Origin of the sequence: Haloarcula sp. Atlit-47R (assembly GCF_003665985.1) — an archaeon.
Classification (GTDB): domain Archaea; phylum Halobacteriota; class Halobacteria; order Halobacteriales; family Haloarculaceae; genus Haloarcula; species Haloarcula taiwanensis.
The window spans coordinates 454195-472770 of the sequence record NZ_QPLQ01000002.1 but is presented as its reverse complement, the minus strand read 5'-3'; the positions used below and the strand labels follow the sequence as shown (position 1 = coordinate 472770).

Annotated in this window: 23 protein-coding genes; 13 read left to right on the top strand and 10 right to left on the bottom strand. The window is 65.2% G+C overall.

Annotation, left to right across the window (positions count from 1 at the left end; all coding sequences use genetic code 11):
- Positions 1-8: 8 nt before the first annotated feature.
- Positions 9-851 (bottom strand): PspA/IM30 family protein, encoded by an 843-nt coding sequence (locus DVK00_RS10125; protein ID WP_101349399.1) that lies wholly within the window; start codon positions 849-851, stop codon positions 9-11.
- 60 nt (positions 852-911) lie between these two features.
- On the opposite strand from DVK00_RS10125, the gene DVK00_RS10120 reads away from it, so the two are divergent.
- From DVK00_RS10120 to DVK00_RS10095, 6 genes are all read left to right on the top strand, one after another.
- Entirely contained in the window at positions 912-1505 is a 594-nt protein-coding gene (locus DVK00_RS10120) for an alpha/beta hydrolase (RefSeq protein ID WP_121577670.1), read from the top strand.
- Between the two features lie 82 nt (positions 1506-1587).
- Entirely contained in the window at positions 1588-1761 is a 174-nt protein-coding gene (locus DVK00_RS21715) for a hypothetical protein (RefSeq protein ID WP_198560216.1), read from the top strand.
- A 48-nt stretch (positions 1762-1809) separates the two neighbouring features.
- Positions 1810-2001 carry a hypothetical protein gene (locus tag DVK00_RS10110; RefSeq protein ID WP_101349402.1) on the top strand — a complete coding sequence of 64 codons (192 nt, stop codon included), beginning with the start codon at positions 1810-1812 and terminating at the stop codon, positions 1999-2001.
- A gap of 77 nt (positions 2002-2078) precedes the next feature.
- Positions 2079-3740, top strand: coding sequence for a CTP synthase (locus DVK00_RS10105; protein WP_121577669.1), 1662 nt, complete (start codon positions 2079-2081; stop codon positions 3738-3740).
- On the top strand, positions 3740-4657 hold the full coding sequence (gene guaA, locus DVK00_RS10100; protein WP_101349404.1) for a glutamine-hydrolyzing GMP synthase: 918 nt from the start codon (positions 3740-3742) through the stop codon (positions 4655-4657). Before DVK00_RS10105 ends, guaA begins: the two co-directional genes overlap by 1 nt.
- Positions 4654-4968, top strand: coding sequence for an NAD-binding protein (locus DVK00_RS10095; protein WP_101349405.1), 315 nt, complete (start codon positions 4654-4656; stop codon positions 4966-4968). Before guaA ends, DVK00_RS10095 begins: the two co-directional genes overlap by 4 nt.
- Here DVK00_RS10095 and DVK00_RS10090 read toward each other — a convergent pair whose 3' ends face one another.
- The 5 genes from DVK00_RS10090 to DVK00_RS10070 all read right to left on the bottom strand — a co-directional run bounded on the left by DVK00_RS10090 (position 4969) and on the right by DVK00_RS10070 (position 10059).
- On the bottom strand, positions 4969-5643 hold the full coding sequence (locus DVK00_RS10090) for an MBL fold metallo-hydrolase (RefSeq protein WP_121577668.1): 675 nt from the start codon (positions 5641-5643) through the stop codon (positions 4969-4971).
- Positions 5644-5682: 39 nt separating this feature from the next.
- Positions 5683-6792 (bottom strand): glutamate-cysteine ligase family protein, encoded by a 1110-nt coding sequence (locus tag DVK00_RS10085; protein WP_233560782.1) that lies wholly within the window; start codon positions 6790-6792, stop codon positions 5683-5685.
- 213 nt (positions 6793-7005) lie between these two features.
- A complete protein-coding gene (locus tag DVK00_RS10080; RefSeq protein WP_101349407.1) occupies positions 7006-7830 on the bottom strand; it encodes an aldo/keto reductase in 825 nt (274 codons plus the stop codon).
- 83 nt (positions 7831-7913) lie between these two features.
- The gene (locus DVK00_RS10075) at positions 7914-8879 is read right to left on the bottom strand and encodes a hypothetical protein (RefSeq protein WP_101349408.1); all 966 of its coding nucleotides are present in this window, start codon (positions 8877-8879) and stop codon (positions 7914-7916) included.
- Between the two features lie 205 nt (positions 8880-9084).
- The gene (locus tag DVK00_RS10070) at positions 9085-10059 is read right to left on the bottom strand and encodes a molybdopterin-binding protein (protein ID WP_121511102.1); all 975 of its coding nucleotides are present in this window, start codon (positions 10057-10059) and stop codon (positions 9085-9087) included.
- A 112-nt stretch (positions 10060-10171) separates the two neighbouring features.
- Here DVK00_RS10070 and DVK00_RS21710 point away from each other — a divergent pair, with 112 nt between their 5' ends.
- The 3 genes from DVK00_RS21710 (at position 10172) to DVK00_RS10060 (ending at position 12566) form a co-directional block, all read left to right on the top strand.
- Complete coding sequence (locus DVK00_RS21710; protein ID WP_198560217.1) at positions 10172-10336, top strand: hypothetical protein; 165 nt, start codon at positions 10172-10174, stop codon at positions 10334-10336.
- 127 nt (positions 10337-10463) lie between these two features.
- Positions 10464-10784, top strand: a complete 321-nt coding sequence (locus DVK00_RS10065) for a hypothetical protein (RefSeq protein WP_101349410.1) — start codon at positions 10464-10466, stop codon at positions 10782-10784.
- 42 nt (positions 10785-10826) lie between these two features.
- Positions 10827-12566: a histidine kinase N-terminal 7TM domain-containing protein gene (locus tag DVK00_RS10060; protein WP_101349411.1), complete on the top strand. Its 1740-nt coding sequence runs from the start codon at positions 10827-10829 to the stop codon at positions 12564-12566.
- A gap of 9 nt (positions 12567-12575) precedes the next feature.
- On the opposite strand, the gene DVK00_RS10055 is transcribed toward DVK00_RS10060, so the two are convergent.
- The 3 genes from DVK00_RS10055 to DVK00_RS10045 all read right to left on the bottom strand — a co-directional run bounded on the left by DVK00_RS10055 (position 12576) and on the right by DVK00_RS10045 (position 14591).
- Positions 12576-13274 (bottom strand): SDR family NAD(P)-dependent oxidoreductase, encoded by a 699-nt coding sequence (locus tag DVK00_RS10055; protein WP_101349412.1) that lies wholly within the window; start codon positions 13272-13274, stop codon positions 12576-12578.
- Positions 13275-13344: 70 nt separating this feature from the next.
- Positions 13345-13908, bottom strand: a complete 564-nt coding sequence (locus DVK00_RS10050) for an NUDIX domain-containing protein (protein ID WP_053966195.1) — start codon at positions 13906-13908, stop codon at positions 13345-13347.
- A 47-nt stretch (positions 13909-13955) separates the two neighbouring features.
- Positions 13956-14591, bottom strand: a complete 636-nt coding sequence (locus tag DVK00_RS10045) for a helix-turn-helix domain-containing protein (protein WP_121536839.1) — start codon at positions 14589-14591, stop codon at positions 13956-13958.
- A 192-nt stretch (positions 14592-14783) separates the two neighbouring features.
- Here DVK00_RS10045 and DVK00_RS10040 point away from each other — a divergent pair, with 192 nt between their 5' ends.
- The 4 genes from DVK00_RS10040 to DVK00_RS10025 all read left to right on the top strand — a co-directional run bounded on the left by DVK00_RS10040 (position 14784) and on the right by DVK00_RS10025 (position 17397).
- The gene (locus DVK00_RS10040) at positions 14784-15203 is read left to right on the top strand and encodes an SRPBCC family protein (protein WP_232794520.1); all 420 of its coding nucleotides are present in this window, start codon (positions 14784-14786) and stop codon (positions 15201-15203) included.
- A gap of 101 nt (positions 15204-15304) precedes the next feature.
- Entirely contained in the window at positions 15305-15610 is a 306-nt protein-coding gene (locus DVK00_RS10035; RefSeq protein ID WP_101349415.1) for a CGCGG family rSAM-modified RiPP protein, read from the top strand.
- Positions 15611-16684: a radical SAM protein gene (locus DVK00_RS10030; protein ID WP_121577667.1), complete on the top strand. Its 1074-nt coding sequence runs from the start codon at positions 15611-15613 to the stop codon at positions 16682-16684.
- A 65-nt stretch (positions 16685-16749) separates the two neighbouring features.
- Positions 16750-17397 carry a helix-turn-helix domain-containing protein gene (locus tag DVK00_RS10025; RefSeq protein ID WP_101349417.1) on the top strand — a complete coding sequence of 216 codons (648 nt, stop codon included), beginning with the start codon at positions 16750-16752 and terminating at the stop codon, positions 17395-17397.
- A gap of 18 nt (positions 17398-17415) precedes the next feature.
- Here the strand turns inward: DVK00_RS10025 and DVK00_RS10020 are convergent, their stop codons facing one another.
- Positions 17416-18576, bottom strand: coding sequence for a hypothetical protein (locus DVK00_RS10020; RefSeq protein WP_121577666.1), 1161 nt, complete (start codon positions 18574-18576; stop codon positions 17416-17418).

The following is an 18576-nucleotide window of genomic DNA, read 5'->3' as shown; positions in this document are numbered from 1 at the left end:
CCGCCGCGTTACTGCTCGTCCTCTTTCAGCTCGTCAAGCTCCGACTCGACCTCGCTCTCGTCGACGTCGACCTGCGTACTCTCGTCGGCGAGTTCCTGCTCCAGTTCGGCCTCGGAGACGTCCGCGTCGGTCGACCCGCTATCGCCGTCCTCGGCTTTCCCCATCTCGGCTTTCAGCGTGTCGAGTTCGGCGTCGACTGAGCCTTTCTGTCGGACTTCCTCAAGCTCCCGCTCCAGCGAACTCTCATCCGATATCTGACTTTCGAGGACGCCGTCCTCGCGGAGTTCGTCCATCGCCTGCGAGCGGGCTTCCATGTCCTCGGTGCGTTCCTCCGCACGCTCGATAGCCTGATTGATGTCCTGCATCTCGTCGCCCGCGCCGGTCATTGCCTCGTTGACGCGCGCCGACGCCTTGGCGGCCTCGTGGCGGGCCTTCATCGTCTCCTTCTTTGTGCGGAACTGCTCGATCTGTTTCTGGAGCTCGTCTTTCTGCTCGACCAGCTGGTCCTGTTGGTTCTGCAAGTCCTGTATCTGGCCTTCCAGATCCTCTATCTGGCTCATTTTCTGCTTTTTCTTTTCCAGCGCCTGACGAGCGAGGTCTTCACGGTCCTGCTCGACGGCTTGACGCGCCTGCTCGTTGTGCTTCTCGACGTTTTCTTCGAGGCGGCGCTTCTGGATCTCCAGTCGCTTCTTCTGGGTCGTCAGGTCCGCGATGCCCTGTTTGACATCCTGCAGTTCGTCACGCAACTGCTCGTAGCTGTAATCGAGGGTCTCTGTCGGGTCCTCCGCTCGGTTCAGGACGGCGTTGAGTTTCGAGCGGATGACGTACGACGCGCGCGAGAGGATTCCCATGTATGCGCATTGGTCTCTCCAACCTTAAATTTCTTACAGAGGGCTGGCGAGTGAACACGTATGACTACCGTCGGGATTCCGGGCGGGCGAGACGTCACCGCGACGCTCGACCGACCCGGGTCGGACGCTATCGTCGTTGCGTGCCCGCCCCATCCACAGTACGGCGGTAAGCGGTCGGACACGCGCCTGAACGCGGTCAGCGACGCACTGGCCCCCGATGTCGGCTGTCTCCGCTTCGACTACGGCGCGTGGGACGAGGGCCGCGGCGAACGGGTCGACGCCGAGAACGCCCTTGCATGGGCCGGCGAACGAGCAGACGCCGTCGGCCTGTTTGGCTACAGTTTCGGCGCGGCCGTGGCGCTCTGTGCGGCCGCTGAACACGACACTGCGGCCGACCCCGTGGCCCTATCAGTGCTTGCGCCGCCGGCCGGGGTGACCGACTATCTCGATGCCACCGCCGCGCTCGACGCCATCGACTGCCCGGTCCAGGTCGTGGTCGGCGAGCGCGACGACACTGTGGACTGGGAGCCGGTCGTCGACCGGGCCACCGAACTGGGACAGGCCGTCGAGCGTCTGCCGGCCGATCATCACTTCGTCGGCCAGAGCGGCCGTGTCGGTGAGACTGTTGGGCCGTTTCTCCGTGGCCATCTGTAGCCGGTGTCGAATCCGACTGCCGGGACCCGAGACTACCGGACAGTATCGAAAGACAGAGGCACTGTGGGTCCGAGTCCCGACCATGAACCGCCCGCTCGCGTTCGCTGCCGTGTCGTTTGTTGCCACGCTGGTGACGCTGTTAGTACTGATGCAGACGGCACTCGTCGCAGGCGGCCCGCTCCGGGCGCTCGTGCTCGCCTCGGCTGGTGCCATCGGGACCTACGTCGCTATCAGGTCCGGCGTGCTCAAGTCCTGACTCTCGGCCGAAGGTACATTTATACTATATACTGATAAATAGTGATGTATGTCAACGCGAACCAGGGAAGCGGCGTCTCACTCGACACGGCACGGCATCGTCTCGCTTCTGGGTGGGTTCGTCGCTGGCTATCTGTTGTTTATCGCCATCGGCTCAAGTCCCAGTGATGCGGTGTTTTCGGCGCTGTCACTCGCCGCGCTCGTGGCCGCGTGGCGTGTTCTCACGCTGCCCTCACTGTAGCCGCGTTGACACTGCGACGGGGTGGCGAACAGTGCGCGCTCCGAAACCGTTTAGACTACGCGGGGTTCACCGTCGGTATGCCGACCGAACCCGAAACGGACTACGACCCGGAACTGGGTCGGAAGTTCATCTTTGTCACCGGTGGCGTGATGTCTGGCCTGGGGAAAGGCATCACCGCCGCCAGCACAGGCCGATTACTCAAAAACGCCGGGTTCGACGTTACAGCGGTCAAAATTGACCCGTATCTGAACGTCGACGCCGGTACGATGAACCCGTTCCAGCACGGCGAGGTGTACGTGCTGAAAGACGGCGGGGAGGTCGACCTCGATCTGGGGAACTACGAGCGGTTCCTCGACATCGACATGACCTTCGACCACAACGTCACGACGGGCAAGACCTACCAGCACGTCATCGAGAAAGAGCGCGCCGGCGACTACCTCGGTCGCACGGTCCAGATTATCCCGCACATCACCGACGACATCAAACGCCGCATCCGCGAGGCCGCCGAGGGCAACGACGTCTGTATCATCGAGGTCGGTGGCACTGTCGGCGACATCGAGGGGATGCCCTATCTCGAAGCACTCCGGCAGTTCGCCCACGAAGAGGACGAGGACGACATTCTCTTTACCCACGTCACGCTCGTCCCCTACTCGAAGAACGGCGAACAGAAGACCAAGCCGACCCAGCACTCTGTGAAGGAACTGCGCTCTATCGGCCTTCAGCCGGACATCCTCGTCGGTCGCTGTTCGGACAAACTCGACATCGACACGAAAGAGAAAATCGCACTGTTCTGTGACGTGCCGACCGAGGCGGTGTTCTCGAACCCGGATGTCGACGACATCTATCACGTCCCGCTGATGGTCGAAGAAGAAGGTCTCGACCAGTACGTGATGGAGGAACTCGACATCGCGTCGGAGGCCCTGCCCGAGGACGAGCGGGAGAACCGCTGGCGCGACCTCGTCACGCAGCAGACCGAAGGCGAGGTCGAGGTCGCCCTCGTCGGCAAGTACGACCTCGAAGACGCCTACATGTCCGTCCACGAGGCGCTGAAACACGCTGGGTTGGAGAAGAACGTCGACGTGAACGTCCGGTGGGTCAACTCCGAGAAGATGAGCGACCACCACGCGGACCGGATGCGCGAGGCCGACGCCATCGTCGTCCCCGGTGGGTTCGGCGCGCGCGGGACCGAGGGGAAGATCGAGGCGATCCGCTACGCCCGCGAGAACGACGTTCCCTTCCTCGGGCTGTGTCTCGGCTTCCAGATGGCTGTCGTCGAGTATGCCCGCAACGTCCTCGACCTGGCGGGCGCTCACTCCGCTGAACTCGACGAGGACACGCCACACCCCGTCATCGACATCCTGCCCGAACAGTACGAGATCGAGGACATGGGCGGGACGATGCGGCTGGGTGCTCACGAAACCGAAATCGACGCGAATACGCTCGCCGCGACGCTGTACGGCGGCGAGTCCTGTACCGAACGGCACCGCCACCGCTACGAGGTCAACCCCGAGTACATCGACGACCTCGAAGCCGCCGGGCTGAAGTTCTCCGGCCGCGCCGGGAACCGTATGGAGATACTCGAACTCGGACCGGAAGACCACCCGTACTTCATCGGGACGCAGTTCCATCCGGAGTTCCGCTCCCGGCCGACGCGTGCTAGCCCGCCCTTCGTCGGACTGCTCGAAGCCGTGCTCGGTGAGGACCCACACGCTGCGACGACCGAGGAGGTGAGCCACTGATGGTGAACGTTGACGAGTTCATCGAAGAGGCCAAAGCCGAAATCGCCGAGGAAATCGGCGACAAACACGCCGTCATCGGACTCTCCGGTGGCGTCGACTCCTCGACCGCCGCCGCGCTGGCCTACGAGGCCATCGGCGACCAGCTCACCGCCGTCTACGTCGACACCGGGCTGATGCGGAAAGGCGAGACCGACGAGATCCGCGAGACGTTCGACTACATGGACTCGCTGCGGGTCGTCGAGGCCCAGGACCGCTTCCTCGAGGAACTCGAAGGCGAGACCGACCCCGAGGAGAAACGCCACATCATCGGCGAGCAGTTCATCCGGGAGTTCGAGACGGTCGCCCGCGAGGTCGACGCCGACTACCTCGTCCAGGGGACCATCTACCCCGACCGCATCGAGAGCGAGGGCACGATAAAGAGCCACCACAACGTCGGCGGCCTGCCCGAGCGCATCGACTTCGAGGGCATCGTCGAGCCGATGCGGGACCTCTACAAGGACGAGGTGCGGGAAGTGGCCCGCGCGCTCGACCTCGAAGAGATAATCTCCGAGCGGATGCCGTTCCCCGGTCCCGGACTCGCGGTGCGTATCATCGGCGAGGTCACCGAGGAAAAACTGGAGGTGGCCCGCGAGGCTAACCACGTCGTCGAGGAGGAACTGGAGGAGTACGAGCCCTGGCAGGCCCTGGCCGCCGTCATCGGCAAGGCCACCGGCGTCAAGGGCGACAACCGCGTCCACGGCTGGGTCGTCGCTGTCCGCTCGGTCGAGAGCCGTGACGGCATGACCGCCCGGGCGCAGGAACTCGACTGGGACACGCTCCAGCGCATCCAGTCGCGCATCACGGGGGCCCACGAGAACGTCGCCCGCGTCGTCTACGACGTGACCCACAAACCGCCGGCGACCATCGAGTACGAATGAAGGTCGTCCTCGTCGGGACGGACCCCAACGGCATCACGGACGCCCTCGACGCCGAGGGCCACACCGTGACGGTCGCCGACGTCGGCAACCGGCCGGGCCTGGAGGAGGCCGGCGTCCACGAGGCGGACGTGTACCTGCTGACGGAGATGTCCCAGGCCACCTCCATCGCCGTCGCCAAGGACCTCAACCCCGACCTGCGGGTCGTCGTCTACGCCGAGGGCTCCTTGCCGGACTTCGCCAGCCGCCAGACCGACCTCGTCGTCGACCCGGACCTGCTCGGTCCCGACGCGGTCGCCGAGGAACTGGACTGATTACAGCGTCACCGCCAGCCGGTCGAGCCGCTCCGAGCCGCTTTTTTTGAAGGGAACTCCGTGGCCCGCGACCGCGACCTCGAAGGCGGGCGACCGGTCCGCGAAGTCGCTGATACTCCGGGCGACGGCGTCGGTGTCGTAGCTCACCAGCCACGGCGAGGGTTCGAAGCGGCCGCCGTCCTCCCGGACGAGGTCACCCAGCAGTCCCAGCGACAGCGACTCACTGACGTAGCAGACGTGGCCCGGCGTGTGGCCGGGCGTCTCGTAGACGGTGAAACTGCCGACGGTGTCGCCGTCGGCGAGGGGGACCACGTCGTTGGCCGGCGCGTCCAGAAACGGCGAGACGAGCCGCTGGAACGCGCCCTTGTGATTGCCCAGCGGCGGGGATTGCTCGCCGGTGACCAGCGGGGCATCCCGTTCGCCGACGTAGATGGTCGCGTCGATGCCGTCGAAGGCCGCCAGTCCGCCGACGTGGTCGAAATCGAAGTGGGTCAGGAGAATGCGGTCCAGATCCCGGAGCTCGTAGCCGGCGTCGCTCAGGCCAGCGATGAGTTCGTTTCCGTGCCAGGGCAGCCCCGTATCCACGAGCGTGAGCGTTCCGCCGTCGTCAACGAGCGTCGCGTTGACGCCCGTGAGATCGTACCACCAGCTATCGTCGGCGAGCGCCGTTACCATACCGCGGCGTTGGTGTGGCGGTTCCTAAACTGTCCCGTCTCAGTCGAGTGCGACCGGCGCGGCCTGTCGGACGTCGTCCTGGAGCCGGTCGGCGTGTTCCAGGCGAATCTCGCGGGCCTCGCCTTCCGTGACCGGTTCCGCCCTGTCGAAGGTCGGCGAGACTGGGTCGTAAGCGTCCACGTCGAAGCCCATCCGGTCGAGGTACGCCGCCACGTCGGCGCTGACCCCGTCCCGGATAGCGTCGTTGGCGTAGTCGAGGACGGCGTCGAACTCCGGAAGCACGATTTCTTCGTCGGTCACCCCGCCCGTCGCCCCGCCTATTCGCACCTTGGTGCCCCTGAGGTGGTCCATCAGGGACGCCACGTCGTCGGCCAGCCGCAGGACCCGGCTCGGGAGCGCGGCGTCCGGCGACCGCCACTCGACGGTGCCGAACTCGTCCCGGAGCTGGACCGGCGTCCAGATGGCACTCTCGGGGTCGAAGTTGGCCGCGACGGTCCGACGGTCGATACCGGCGTCGATGGCCGCGGTCACGAAGTCGTCGTAGCGCCGTTCGAGCCGGCGGTCCCACTCCTCGGCGTCTTCGAGGTACGACCACAGCCACCCCTGGTGTGGCACCGAGTTGTACGCCATCCAGCGGTACAGTTTCGAGCGGGCGCTGTCGGCCAGCCGCCGGCCGCGGAAGTACGGCGACGACGAGACGAGCGCCAGCGCGGGGTCGACGGCGATGAGCGCGTTCAGCTGGTCGATGGCCCGCCCCGGCTGCTGTTCGACGTGGATGTGCGTGCCGGCACAGTGGCGCACGTACTCGAAGTCGTCGCCGACGACGCGGTTCTGAATCCGGGTCCGGTCGCTCGGTAGCTCCGATATCTCGTCGGCGTTGACCGGGGTCGAGAGCGGGACGAGGCGCTTCCCGAGGTCGTCGGCCCGCCGCAACACGTCCCCGAGCCGGTCGAGGAGTTCCTCGTGCAGTTCTGTGGCTGTCTCACACGGCGTCGTCTTGACTTCAAGCAGCGGCTCGACGAACTCCCGCTCTGCCCCCGGAGTTGCGTCGACGAGCGCGCCCGGCTTGACCAGCCGGCCCGCCTCGTCGACGACCCAGTACTCCACTTCGACGCTCCGTCGTATCGGTTCGGATTCGTGTACTGACACAGTGACCTCGCTGTGGGTTCGGCGGTGTGTTCCCCCGCTGTAGTTCAGTGGTAACACACCACACGAAAACTGCGGCCAGACGGGTTATGATAGTTACGCGATTAGTAATATTTGCCCCCACGAGCGGCAACGATTATCCGAATAGCTGCCGGCAAACCGAACAGACATATCACAATCGGGCGAACACCCGTCATTACTGGTTCGGCATGGCGCTCAGAGCGGCAACTGCGACCGGACGAACTGCATACCGGTCTTGACCTTCGACGGGTCCCGAATCCGCTCTCTCTCCGCGTCGGTGAGTTCGAAATCGAACACCGCGAGGTTCGCTTCGAGATGGTCGCGGCTGGATGCCTTTGGAATTGCGGCCACGCCGTCCTGCTGGAGGAGCCACCGGAGCGCGACCTGTGCCGGGGACTTGCCGTAGCGGTTCCCTATCTGAACGAGCGCGGGGTCGTCGAGGACGCCGCCGCGGGCCAGCGGGCTGTAGGCGGTCAGGAGCACGTCGTGGATGCGGCAGTAGTCGAGCAGCTTGCGCTGGTCCCAGTAGGGGTGGTACTGCACCTGGTCGGTCAGGATGGGGGCCGTGGAGATGTCTCGGGCCTCGTCAAGCAGCGACGGCGAGAAGTTGCTGACGCCGATGTGGCGGACCAGCCCCTCCTCGACGAGGTCGTTCATCGCGCCGAGCGTCTCCGACAGCGGGGCCATCCACGGGGTGTTCGGCCAGTGGATGAGCAGGAGATCGAGGTAGTCTGTCCCGAGTTTGTTCAGGCTCTCCCGCGTCGACCGGCGGACGCTTCGCTCGTCGCGGTTGGACCCGTCGAGCTTCGTCGTCAGAAACACGTCTTCGCGGTCGACCGCGGCGGCCTCTATCCCCAGTCCGACCTGCCGCTCGTTGCCATACGCCTGTGCGGTGTCGATGTGGCGATAGCCCATCTCCAAAGCCGTTTCGACGGTTTCACGGCAGGACTGGCCGGTGAGCTGCCACGTCCCGAGGCCGAGTGCGGGGACCGACGTTCCCTGGACCTGAATGTTGTCCATGCACGGTGTTGGAGGGGACCGGTGAAAAGTCAGTGGCTCCGGCGCACCGCGGTCTCGAACCGGCCTGCGCTACTGTACCGTCGCTATTGCTCTAGGATAGTCCCGCCCGAACCGACCGCAATGTCGGTGCCGCCGCGGACGACGGCCTTCAGGTTCTCGCCGGCGGGGGTCTCCTCCTGGGTCCAGTCACCGCCGCCGAAACCGTACACCTTGCCGCCGCCGCCGACGGTGTAGCCGGCGCTGTCGTCGTCGGTGACCTCGATGTCGCGCAGGCCGGCGTCGCCCGTGTCGGTCGGCGTCCACTCGGAGCCGTTCCAGTGGAATATCATGCCGCCGCCGCCGGATATCCACACGTCGTCCGGGCCGTCGGAGTCGACGCCGTAGAAGTTGACGTTGGCGTCGGCCAGCCCTATCTTGTCCCACGTCGAGCCGTCGTCGGTGACGAAGACGCTCTTGTTGCCGTCGACGATGTGGCCCGAGCGGACGCCGTGGAAGTCAACGGCGTTGATGGCCGACCCGGAGCCGGGCGTGGTGTAGTCCCACGTCTCGCTCGCGCCGTTCTCGAAGCTGAAGTACATCTTGCCGGAATCGCCGGCGACGTAGACGTTCGCCTCGCCGGCCGCCCCGGTCACGGACACGTCGTTGAAGTTGTTGGTGACGTCCATCGGGGCGCTGTGGTCGGTGAGCACGCCCGACTCCACGTCGTACTCGCCGATAGCGCCCGAGGCCCCGACGAACCAGAGGGCCTTCCCGTCGTCGGTCACGTCGGCCCCGTAGAGGCTATTTCCGTTGCCAGTCGGGCCGCCGCCGATGACCTTCTGCCAGCCCTTGCTGGTCCGTTCGAGGACGATGCCGCCACCCGCCACCGCGTACGCACCGGCCGCGGTGTATTCGACGTCGTGGAGGGTGTTCCCGGTCGGGGACTCGACGGACTCCCAGGGGCCGGCCGCCGCAACCGTCCCGGAGAGGGCCGCCCCGCCGAGTGCGGCTGCAGCTGTCGTGCCGATACCCTTGAGTACGCCGCGTCGTGTCGCGTTGCGATCGGACATGACACCCGGTCCTGTGGACTGTCTCCACTTCAATGGGGGGCGCAGTTAACGACCTTTCACAGCGATTTAAACGTTTAAACGGCCGATATTCGAGGGAATAGCCCGTCGGACATAGAAAATTGGCGGCCCGAACCGAACCGATAAAATATCAGGTTAAGTCGCGTAAACGGACACAAGACTGATACCGCGAATCCATCCCGTCGCCTCAGGACAGGTCGGCGACGAGAGACGGGGCTTCCGCCGCGATGATCTCGTCGATGGCGACACGGGCCGCCGCCGGGTCCGCGGGCAGACAAAACACCGGCGTTTCGTCAGCGATACCTGCCGTCGCACGGATGGAGATGACACCGGCCCCCTGTTGCTCGAAGAGCAGTGCTCGGTACACCTCTTCAAATCCCGGGAGGGCCTTCTCGAACAGCGGGTGGACTGCTTCGAGGGTCTGCTCCGACCGCGCGACGCCGAGACCGCCCGCCGTGACGACGACCTCCACGTCGTCGCGGCCGACCAGCCTGTCGATGGTCCCCTGGATACCGTCATAGTTCCCTCGCAGTCGCTCACGGGCTGTAACCGTCTGTCCGGTGGATTCGAGGGCCGCTTCCACCGCCTCGCCCGTCGGGTCGCCTTCTTCGGTCGCCGTCCCGACCGTGACGACAGCGGTGGTCACCGACTGTTCCTGTGACGTGTCGTCTTGGCTTCCTGTCTGTGCTGTCGGCGTATCCGTTGTCTGAACCGCCGCTTCCTCTGGTGTATCTGCCGATTGGGTCGCTGCCTGTGCCTCGCCGTGGCGTTCCCTCTGTGCGTCCTCGTCAGGGCTCTGTGTCGTTGCAGCAGTCACTTCACCGTCCTGCGTTTCGGCCGCTGACTGGTTGTCCGAACTTTGGGCTGTCGCCTCGTCGATTTGTTCCGCCACAGGACTGTCGGCTTCGGCCGCCGTGGTGGGTTCGTCGCGGTTCTCAGCGGTATCATCCACTGCAGCAGTCGCTGTGCTGTCGGATTCTCCTGTCGCTATGTCATCGTTTCCCGACTCTGTGTCGGCCGCTTCGGTGGGTTCCGAAGCGGTGGCCTCGGTGTCAGTATCGACGGCCGCGGATTCCTCGTCGTCCCCTGTCTCACCCTCTGCTGTCTCGTCGTCCCCGTCAGTCGGACCGCGGCGTGTGTCACGGGACTGGAAATCCACCATACTCGTTCAACGGTCGGGGTGAATAAATACCCTGACGACCGTTTGTGTGCTTACTATTGATATAATATTTGAAACCGATAGCCTTAAAATATAGTAAGAAGGACAAAAATGTATGGCTGGGAGATACCACGTCGTCTGCCATGAGTGTGCGTTCGAGGGACTGTACGAAGAGTCGTCGGTCGCGGAGGGGCAGCGGGACGCACACGCTTCTGCCAGCGGGCACCGGATGAGTCTGGGTGACATCTCGAGCCGGGAAACGCCCGGGCTGTCACAGTAGCGGGACCGTTAGCGTTTTGCGCACGCTTGCCTGATTCTGACCTATGCAGCGACGTTGTTCCGTCGGTATTACTGGAGGGTGTCCATCGTGACGCACCGTTCGAGCGGGCGCGACGGGGTGGATGTCGATGGCTGACGACGAGTCCGGCTACGTCCACCGTCCCGACACGGAGCCACAGTCCACAGACCGCTCTCGCACAGACGGTGAGACAGGCACGGACCCCACCGACGGTCCCGAGTTCGGGACGAGCGGCTGGATTCTCGTCGGGATGATCGGCGTGGCGTTCCTCCTCGTTCCCGGCGCGATTTTGCTTTTGCCGTCCGCACAGGGCGTCATCAGTAGCTTCGGCCTCACACTCAGAGACGCCTATCTCACGCTCCCGCTCGTGCCGGCGTTCGTCCTCGGTGCGCTCGCGGTGTGGTCCGCAGTTCGCTCGCAGTCTGAGTGACCGAGAATAATTATATCAGGGACGCCTTTGCTAAGCTACTGAATGGTCCTGTCGCCGCTTACTGTCGTTTTATTGTCGGGTGTCGTCGGCATGGGCGTCGCCTTTCTCGTGTGGCTCCACCGGGACCGGCCGGGTGCAGGACCGCTGGCAGTGTTCGTCGTTGCGGCGAGCCTCTGGGCCGTTACGTACGGTATCGAGCTTGCTGTGCCGGGGCTGGCAACCATGGAGCGACTCGTCCAGGTGCAGCTGACGCTCTCGGTAATCATCCCCGTCGCGTGGCTCGTGACGGTTATCGAGTACACGGGGCATCCACACTGGCTCACCCAGCGCCGAACAGCGCTGTTGCTTATCGAACCGGCGGTGTTTGTCACGCTCGTGTGGTCGAATCACGCACACGAACTCATCTGGTCCGGTCGCGGGACGCAGTACGTCTCGGCGTCGTCGGTGACGCTCGTGCCCGCGTACGAAGTCGTGTACTGGGGCCACATGTCCTACATACTGCTGTTGATCCTCGCCGGCGGTGTCCTCCTGTTACGAATGCTGTTCCGGTCGAATCAGGTATTCCAGGGCCAGGGGCTCGCACTGCTGCTCGCCATCGCCGTCCCGACGGTCGTCCAGACGCTGTTTGTGCTCGGTGTGCTGCCGACCGCCTTCGACCCGACGAGTCTCGGGTACGTTGCATCGGGAGCCGTCCTCTCGGTCGCTATCCTCCGCGGGCAACTGCTCGACGTGGCACCGGTGACCCGAGAACTGGGGCGAGAAGCTATCTTCACCGAAATGGACGATATGGTCATCATTGTCGACGACGAGCGCCGCATCGTCGACATCAACGCGGCCGCCACGGCGTTGCTTGACGGTGACCAGACCGCGGTTCTGGGCCGCTCGCTCTCTCAGACATCACCGACACTCGCCGAGACGGTCCCCGGCCCTGGCGAGCAAACACAGACCGAGATGGCTCTCGACCGTGGCGGGAGTGTGCGGTACTACGACGTGCGCGTGATACCGCTGTACCGCGCGTACGGCGTTGTTTCGGGCCATCTCATCAGCCTCCGGGATATCACAGACCGCCGACAGCGCGAACAGCGGCTGGACGTGCTCAACCGCCTGCTCCGACACGACATCCGAAACGAGATGAACGTCGTCAAGGGGAACGCGGACCTGCTCAGGGATACAGCCGACACCGACGAGCGCGAGCGACTCGACCGCATTATCAGCACAGTTGACGACATCGTCGACCGAAGCAACAAAATCGGGCGAGTCACCGAGGCGTTAGAGACCGAACAGCACAGCCCGACAGCGCTTCGCCAACTACTGGAATCGGTCGTCAGCGATGCCCGGGACCGCCACCCTGACGTGGCGATCACGCTCACCTGCGAGGATGATATCTGGATTCGGGGTGGTCCGTCGGTCCTCATCGCGCTGGAGGAGCTAGTCGAGAACGCTGTCGAACATCAAGCAGCCGATGCGGACCGAGTTACGGTCGAGATTACGGCGACGCGGGCCGGTGGAACGCCGGGCGCGCGTGTGGCCGTTCACGACAACGGTCCCGGTATCACCGACCACGAGCGCGAGGTCATCCGTTCGGGGACCGAAACGCCGCTCAAGCACGGCTCCGGCGTCGGGCTGTGGCTCGTCAACTGGATTGTCCGGAACCTTGGCGGTCGGATGTCGTTCCCCGATACGGACGAATCGGGAACGACCGTAGAGCTGCAACTGCCAACGGCTGAGCCCGCCCACGCGACGGACGACCCAGTGGCGGCCCACAGCGAGAACGCTGACTGACCGTAGCTGCTACCACTCGATTTCGGCCTTGTCGCGCCAGAAGCGTCCGCTTGGTGCGTCGGGTCGGAAGCGGGCGAGCCAGACCGGCGTCTCGGCCCCCTTCTCCGGCGTCCGCGGGGCGCTACCCTCGGTCATGTCCGTCTGGACGTAGCCCGGACACACCGAGTTGGCGACCAGCCCGTCGGCCGCGTACTCGCCGTCGAGGTACTTTGTCAGTCCGTTGACGCCCGTCTTCGAGATTCGGTAGGCCGGCGTGCCACCCGACTGGCTCTCGGTAATGGCTCCCAGCCCGGACGACATGGTGACGACGCGGCCGCCCTCCTCGGCCAGCAACAGCGGAAGGGCGTATTTCGTCATGAGGACTGCCCCCCGGAGGTTCGTATCGAGGGTGTGGTCGATGATGTCGGTCGGCATCTCGTCCAGCGGGTCACGTGAGTCCATCACGCCGGCGTTGTTGACCAGCACGTCGAGGTGACCCTGTTCGCGCTCGATGCGGTCGACGGCGGCGACCATCCCCTCGTCGTCGGTCACGTCGAGTTCGACGGCGTGGCGGTCCGTGGCCTCGATGTCGTCAGTATCGCGTGCGCCGGCGTACACAGTCGCGCCGAGGTCGACCAGCCCGTCAGCGATTGCCTTTCCGATGCCCCGCGTCGCTCCGGTAACGAGGGCGACCTGCCCGTCGAGGGAGTCATAGAGCGGAACGTCCATACCCGAGGTTGGGCGGCCGAGCCGAAAAGAAGGGGGGTCGTGGCGAGGCCGCCGCGGCGTCGGGGCCGACCTACCGTTCCTCGTCCCGGCGCATCGCAATCTCGAACCAGGGACAGAGGCGCAGTTGCCGGTAGTACTCGGGGTGCTCGCGTAGTCGCTCGTAGGGAACCCACATGAGACCGTCGACCTCCTCGGGGTTCGGTTCCAGCGACGTGTCGTGGAGTGTGGCCTGTAGGACCGCACAGACCTCCCATTCGAGGCCGGCGTTCTCATAGTAGCGCTTGTACTCGAACCGGTCGGTCACGCGGAGGTCTCCGTACTGCGAGGGGTCGATACCCAGTTCCTCTTCAAGCCGCTCCTCGGTGGCTTCGACCTGCGTCTGGCCCTGGACGGGGTGAGAGGCGACGGTGCCGTCCCAGTGGGTGTCCCAGAGGCGTTTGTTGGCGGCGCGCTGTGCGAGCAGGATTCGGTCGTCCTCGTCGAACAGCAGGGCGGTGAACGCGCGGTGGCGAACCCCGTCGCCGGTGTGGGCGTCGAGCCGATTGACCAGCCCCTCCTCGTTGTCGTCGGCGTCCACCGCGACGACCTCTTGTCGAGCGTTTTCGTGCGTCTCGTCGACCGCGTCGGAACTCATATGTCGTACCTCTCACAGAGGCGCGTATTACGCCCTTCGACTTCCCGTCACCGCGCCGGGTGGTCCGACACGAACTGCTTGAGTATCTGCTCTTCCGCTCGATGGAGCGTTTCACTGCAGGTCGACTTCGCGATACCGACTCGGTCCGCAAGCTCTGTTAGCGAGCACTCCCGCGGCGTGTCGTAGTAGCCCGCCTCGATGGCCTCCTCGACCAGTTCGAACTGGCTCTCGGTGAGCACCTGTTCGGTTTCGAGGTGTTGCCGGATGCGGTCGACGCTGAAGGAGATACCGAACTCCTCCAGCTGCTCGCCGAGTTCGGAGAGCCGCTCCTGTGGCGCGGAGATGTCCCAGACGGCCTCCCCATCCGAGAGCGTAAACGGCATCTCCAGCGGGACGCCCGACCCCTGGACCGGGAACAGCAGGAGCGGCATCGACGTCTCGAACTGCACCAATGCGCTGTCGTCGCGGTGGGAGAGGATTTCGAGCGTGGTGACCGACTCCTGGCCCTCGATGTCGCGGAGCACCGCCGGGAGGTCGTCGGCTGTGATCTCCGCCAGTCCGACGCCGGAGTCCTCGCCGGGGAGCGCCGAGAGGATTCGGAACGTCGCATCGTTGTACGTGCGCGACACGTCGCCGATCCAGATTTCGTCCGGAATCGTGAGTGTGAGTTCAGCGTGTGGCATTGGTGTATCCGAATATATTCGCCCAACCTCTGCGGCCGTAATCCCGAACATGTTCGTCTACCCATGGCTCGGACAAGAACCTTGGGGGACCTGTCGTGTGCTCTCGGCGCGAGCGTCGGGCATGCAAGACCGACGGGCCGAACATCTACGGGTATGGCGAACGCTTATTTCGCCGGCCACTGGCCGTCTGGTATGGAGCGCGTCTCGCTGACTCGGACAATCCCGGCCGATCCGGAAACAGTCACTGATCTGATAACCGACGTGGAGCCGTTCATGATCGCGGCAGGATTCGACGAGGTGACGCTGGACGGGGACGACCTCGGCATCACGAACCGCGTCGGTCTCTTCGAAATCGAACTGGACCTCGAAATCGTCGAGACTGACGCAGTGCTGCGGTACGAGCAGCGTCAGGGCATCTTCGAGTCGATGATGACGGAGTACACGGTCGAAACCGTCGATGAGGGGACCGAGGTGACGGCGATGACGGAGTACAGCGCCCTCGACCTCCCCGTGCTCGGCGAGATGCTCGACTCGACCGTCATCTCCCGACAGCGCACGAAGGAACTCAACAGGCAGTTCGACTGGCTCGTCGAACAAGTATCATCGCGGTAAACACGAGTGTGACTGTTCGAGTGACCGCCTATCTGTTCTCTATTAATATCCCGAACATATTCGGGAAAGGACCGAGGGACACCCGCCGGTAACGGGTACCTATGAGCCACTCCCACGAGGACCTGCCGCCGGTTACGACCGAGGTCCACGACAACTCTTGGTCGGCGAACCTAGAGACGCCCGCACACGCCGATGACCTCGACGCCGTCGTCGAGCAGGCCGTCGACGCCGTCGAGATGACGACGGCTGGGAACCACGTCAATCTGGTGAGCCACGCCGATCACGGCCATCCCGAGACGTACCTATTCGACGCGCTTGAGGCGGCCTTCGGCGACAGCGTCTCAGTGGAGTACGTCCAGCAGTGTGGCTGTGGGGGCCACGTCACCCGCGTCCACCGGGAGGCATAGATGCACGGGAACCTCGACCTCGACCAGCAGCCGCTGGTGCTGATCTGGGAGGTGACGCAGGCCTGCGAACTGGCGTGCAAGCACTGTCGGGCCGATGCCCAGCCGCGCCGCCACCCCGACGAACTCTCGACGGCGGAGGGGAAGGCGCTGCTTGACCAGGCCCGCGAGTTCGGCGAGGGCCAGCTGGTCGTCCTCTCGGGCGGGGACCCGCTGACCCGCGAGGACCTCCCGGAACTCGTCGCCTACGGGACCGAGCAGGGCCTCCGGATGACGATGACCCCGAGCGGGACGACCTCGCTGACGCGGGACCGGCTGGCCGAACTTGACGACGCCGGGCTCCGGCGGCTGGCGCTGTCTATCGACGGCGGCGACAGCGACGCCCACGACGCCTTCCGGGGCGAGTCCGGGAGCTTCGAGGCGACGATGGAGGCCGCCGAGGCGGCCCGTGACCTCGACATACCGCTGCAGATAAACACCACCGTCTGCGCGGAGACGGTCGAGCAACTGCCGGCGATACGGGACCTCGTCGCGGACCTCGACGCGGTGCTGTGGTCGGTGTTCTTCCTCGTCCCGGTCGGCCGCGGGCGGGTACTGACGCCGATTCCCCCCGAGCGAGCCGAGCGCGTGCTGGAGTGGCTCCGCGAGGTCAGCGACGAGGCGTCGTTCGGCCTCAAGACGACCGAAGCGCCCCACTACCGCCGCGTCTCGATACAGCACCGGGACGAGGGTGCCGGCGGCCTCAAACGGCGGATGGGCATCCGCGCCGGCAAGGGGTTCGCCTTCGTGAGCCACACCGGCGAGGCGTACCCCTCCGGGTTCCTGCCGGAGTCGGCGGGCAACGTCCGGGAGGAGAGCGTCGTCGACATCTACCGGGAGTCGTCGCTGTTCCAGCGACTCAGGGACGACGACGCGCTGACGGGCAAGTGCGGGGCCTGCCGGTACCGGTCGGTCTGTGGCGGCAGCCGGTCGCGGGCCTACGCGACGACGGGGGACCCGCTGGCGGCGGACCCGCTGTGTGACTACCAGCCCGAGGGGTTCGACGGGACGGTTCCCGACCAGCACCCGGCAGATTGAGGGGATTTTTCACTCCGTGGGAACGCGCCTCGCCCGTTTTGTAACACGGTGTCACAGTATTCGGTATGAGCGACTCCGGCATCAGAGTGGAGCTATCGGTCGATGCCCCGGGGGCCTGTCCGGTGGCGAGCGTCTCGGACGAGGCGGGCGCGGCCGTGACCGATGTTGCCCGAAGCAGCCCAGATGCAGACGGGCAGGTCATCGAAGAGTTCACCGCGACGGGCACTGACGGAGGGGAAATCGAGACACGGGAAGACATGGACAAGGTGTTCTCGACGGGCACCGGCGCCCGCTACCAGTTCTCTCGGTCCCGAACCGAGTGCGTCTGTGAAGCGGTCGAAACGTATGACTGTCCGGTGGCAGATATCCGCGCCGAGGGCGGACAGCTCCACCTGACATTTCACGCTCCCGATGTCGATCGGGTGCGCGCCATCGTGACGCGGCTGAAAGAACTGTACGACGGCGTCTCGCTCCGGTCGATGCGTCGAAACGGTGACGTGGACCCGGCGGACTCGATACTGGTCGACCGGAGCAAGCTCACCGACCGGCAACAGGAAGTGCTCGAAACGGCCGTCGAGATGGGGTACTTCGAATACCCCAAAGGGGCCAACGCCGGCGACGTGGCGACGGAACTGGATATCTCCGTTTCGACGTTCGCGGAACACCTCGCCGCCGCCCAGACGAAACTGCTTGACAGCATCATCACGGAATAGGTCTCTGGTGGGTCGCCACTACTGCCAGCGGCGAGCGAACGCTGCTACCAGGAGATACGTATAGAGGAGCGCGCCGAGACCGCCAGCCGCTGTGCCGACTGGTCTCATCCAGCCGATACGGCCGACAAGACCGAGTAGCTGTATGCCGAGTCCGCTCCCAAGCAGTGCAATCGACAGCAGTGCCGTCCGGTCATCTGCACAGGGCCAGACGCCGACTGCCGGCGGGTAGAACTGGAACGCTGCCCCGACCACAGTGAGTCCGAGAAAGCCCGCCAGCATCGCCCGATAGTGCGCGGTGACCAGCGCCGGGCTCCGACCGGTTACGGCGACAGTCAACCCGAGTCCGATACCGACGACTCCGGCCACGACCGCCAACAGGACCGCGTAGAACCCCACGCGGCGGCGCTCCGACCGCAGAAAGAGGGCCAGATACGACAGCGCGAACCCAGCGACTGCGACGGCCTCGACGACGCCACCAATGAGGAGGAGCGTGCGGTCGAACAGCCCGAACCCGAGCAGCGCGGGACCGACGGCACCGGCCGCGACGACGACGGCGACGACCGGGCGCGGCACTGCCGTGACCAGAAACCGGGGGAACAGCCGGAAGCCGACGCCGAAGACGAACAGCGCGGCCGTCCCCGCGGCCAGCAGGTGCGACAGTTGCTGGGGGTGGACCGACCCGAAGCCGGCGGTCGTGGCGAGCGCGCTCCCCGCGGCGAGCGCGAGGTAGCCGAGCGCAATCGGGACCGCGACGTTGGCGGTTCGGTCGACCGGCTCCCGGTGGGCGTTCGCGCCGCCGGTCCCCGTCGCGGTGCCGGTGACGTTTCCGGCAATCGTCCACCCAAGCGTTCCGAGAAAGACCCCGACGCCGCCGACCCAGAGAAGGGTTCCCACTGGTCGGAGCCACGACGGGCCAAGCGGCGCGAGCGCCAGCCCTGTTGTGCCGAGGACGGACAGCGGGAACTGGACGGCTGGCCCCAGTTCCCACGCGAGGTCCCGTTCGAAGTACGGCGGCACGAGCGCGTAGGCCTTCCCGAACAGGACGTGCAGGACGAACCCGTAGAGACCGAGCGTGACGACGACTCGCCGGGGGGCGGCGACCGCCATCGCGGCGTGAAAGCCGACGAAAAACAGCGCGCTGGTGGCGACGAACCACCGCGAGGCGCGCTCGGTCCGCAT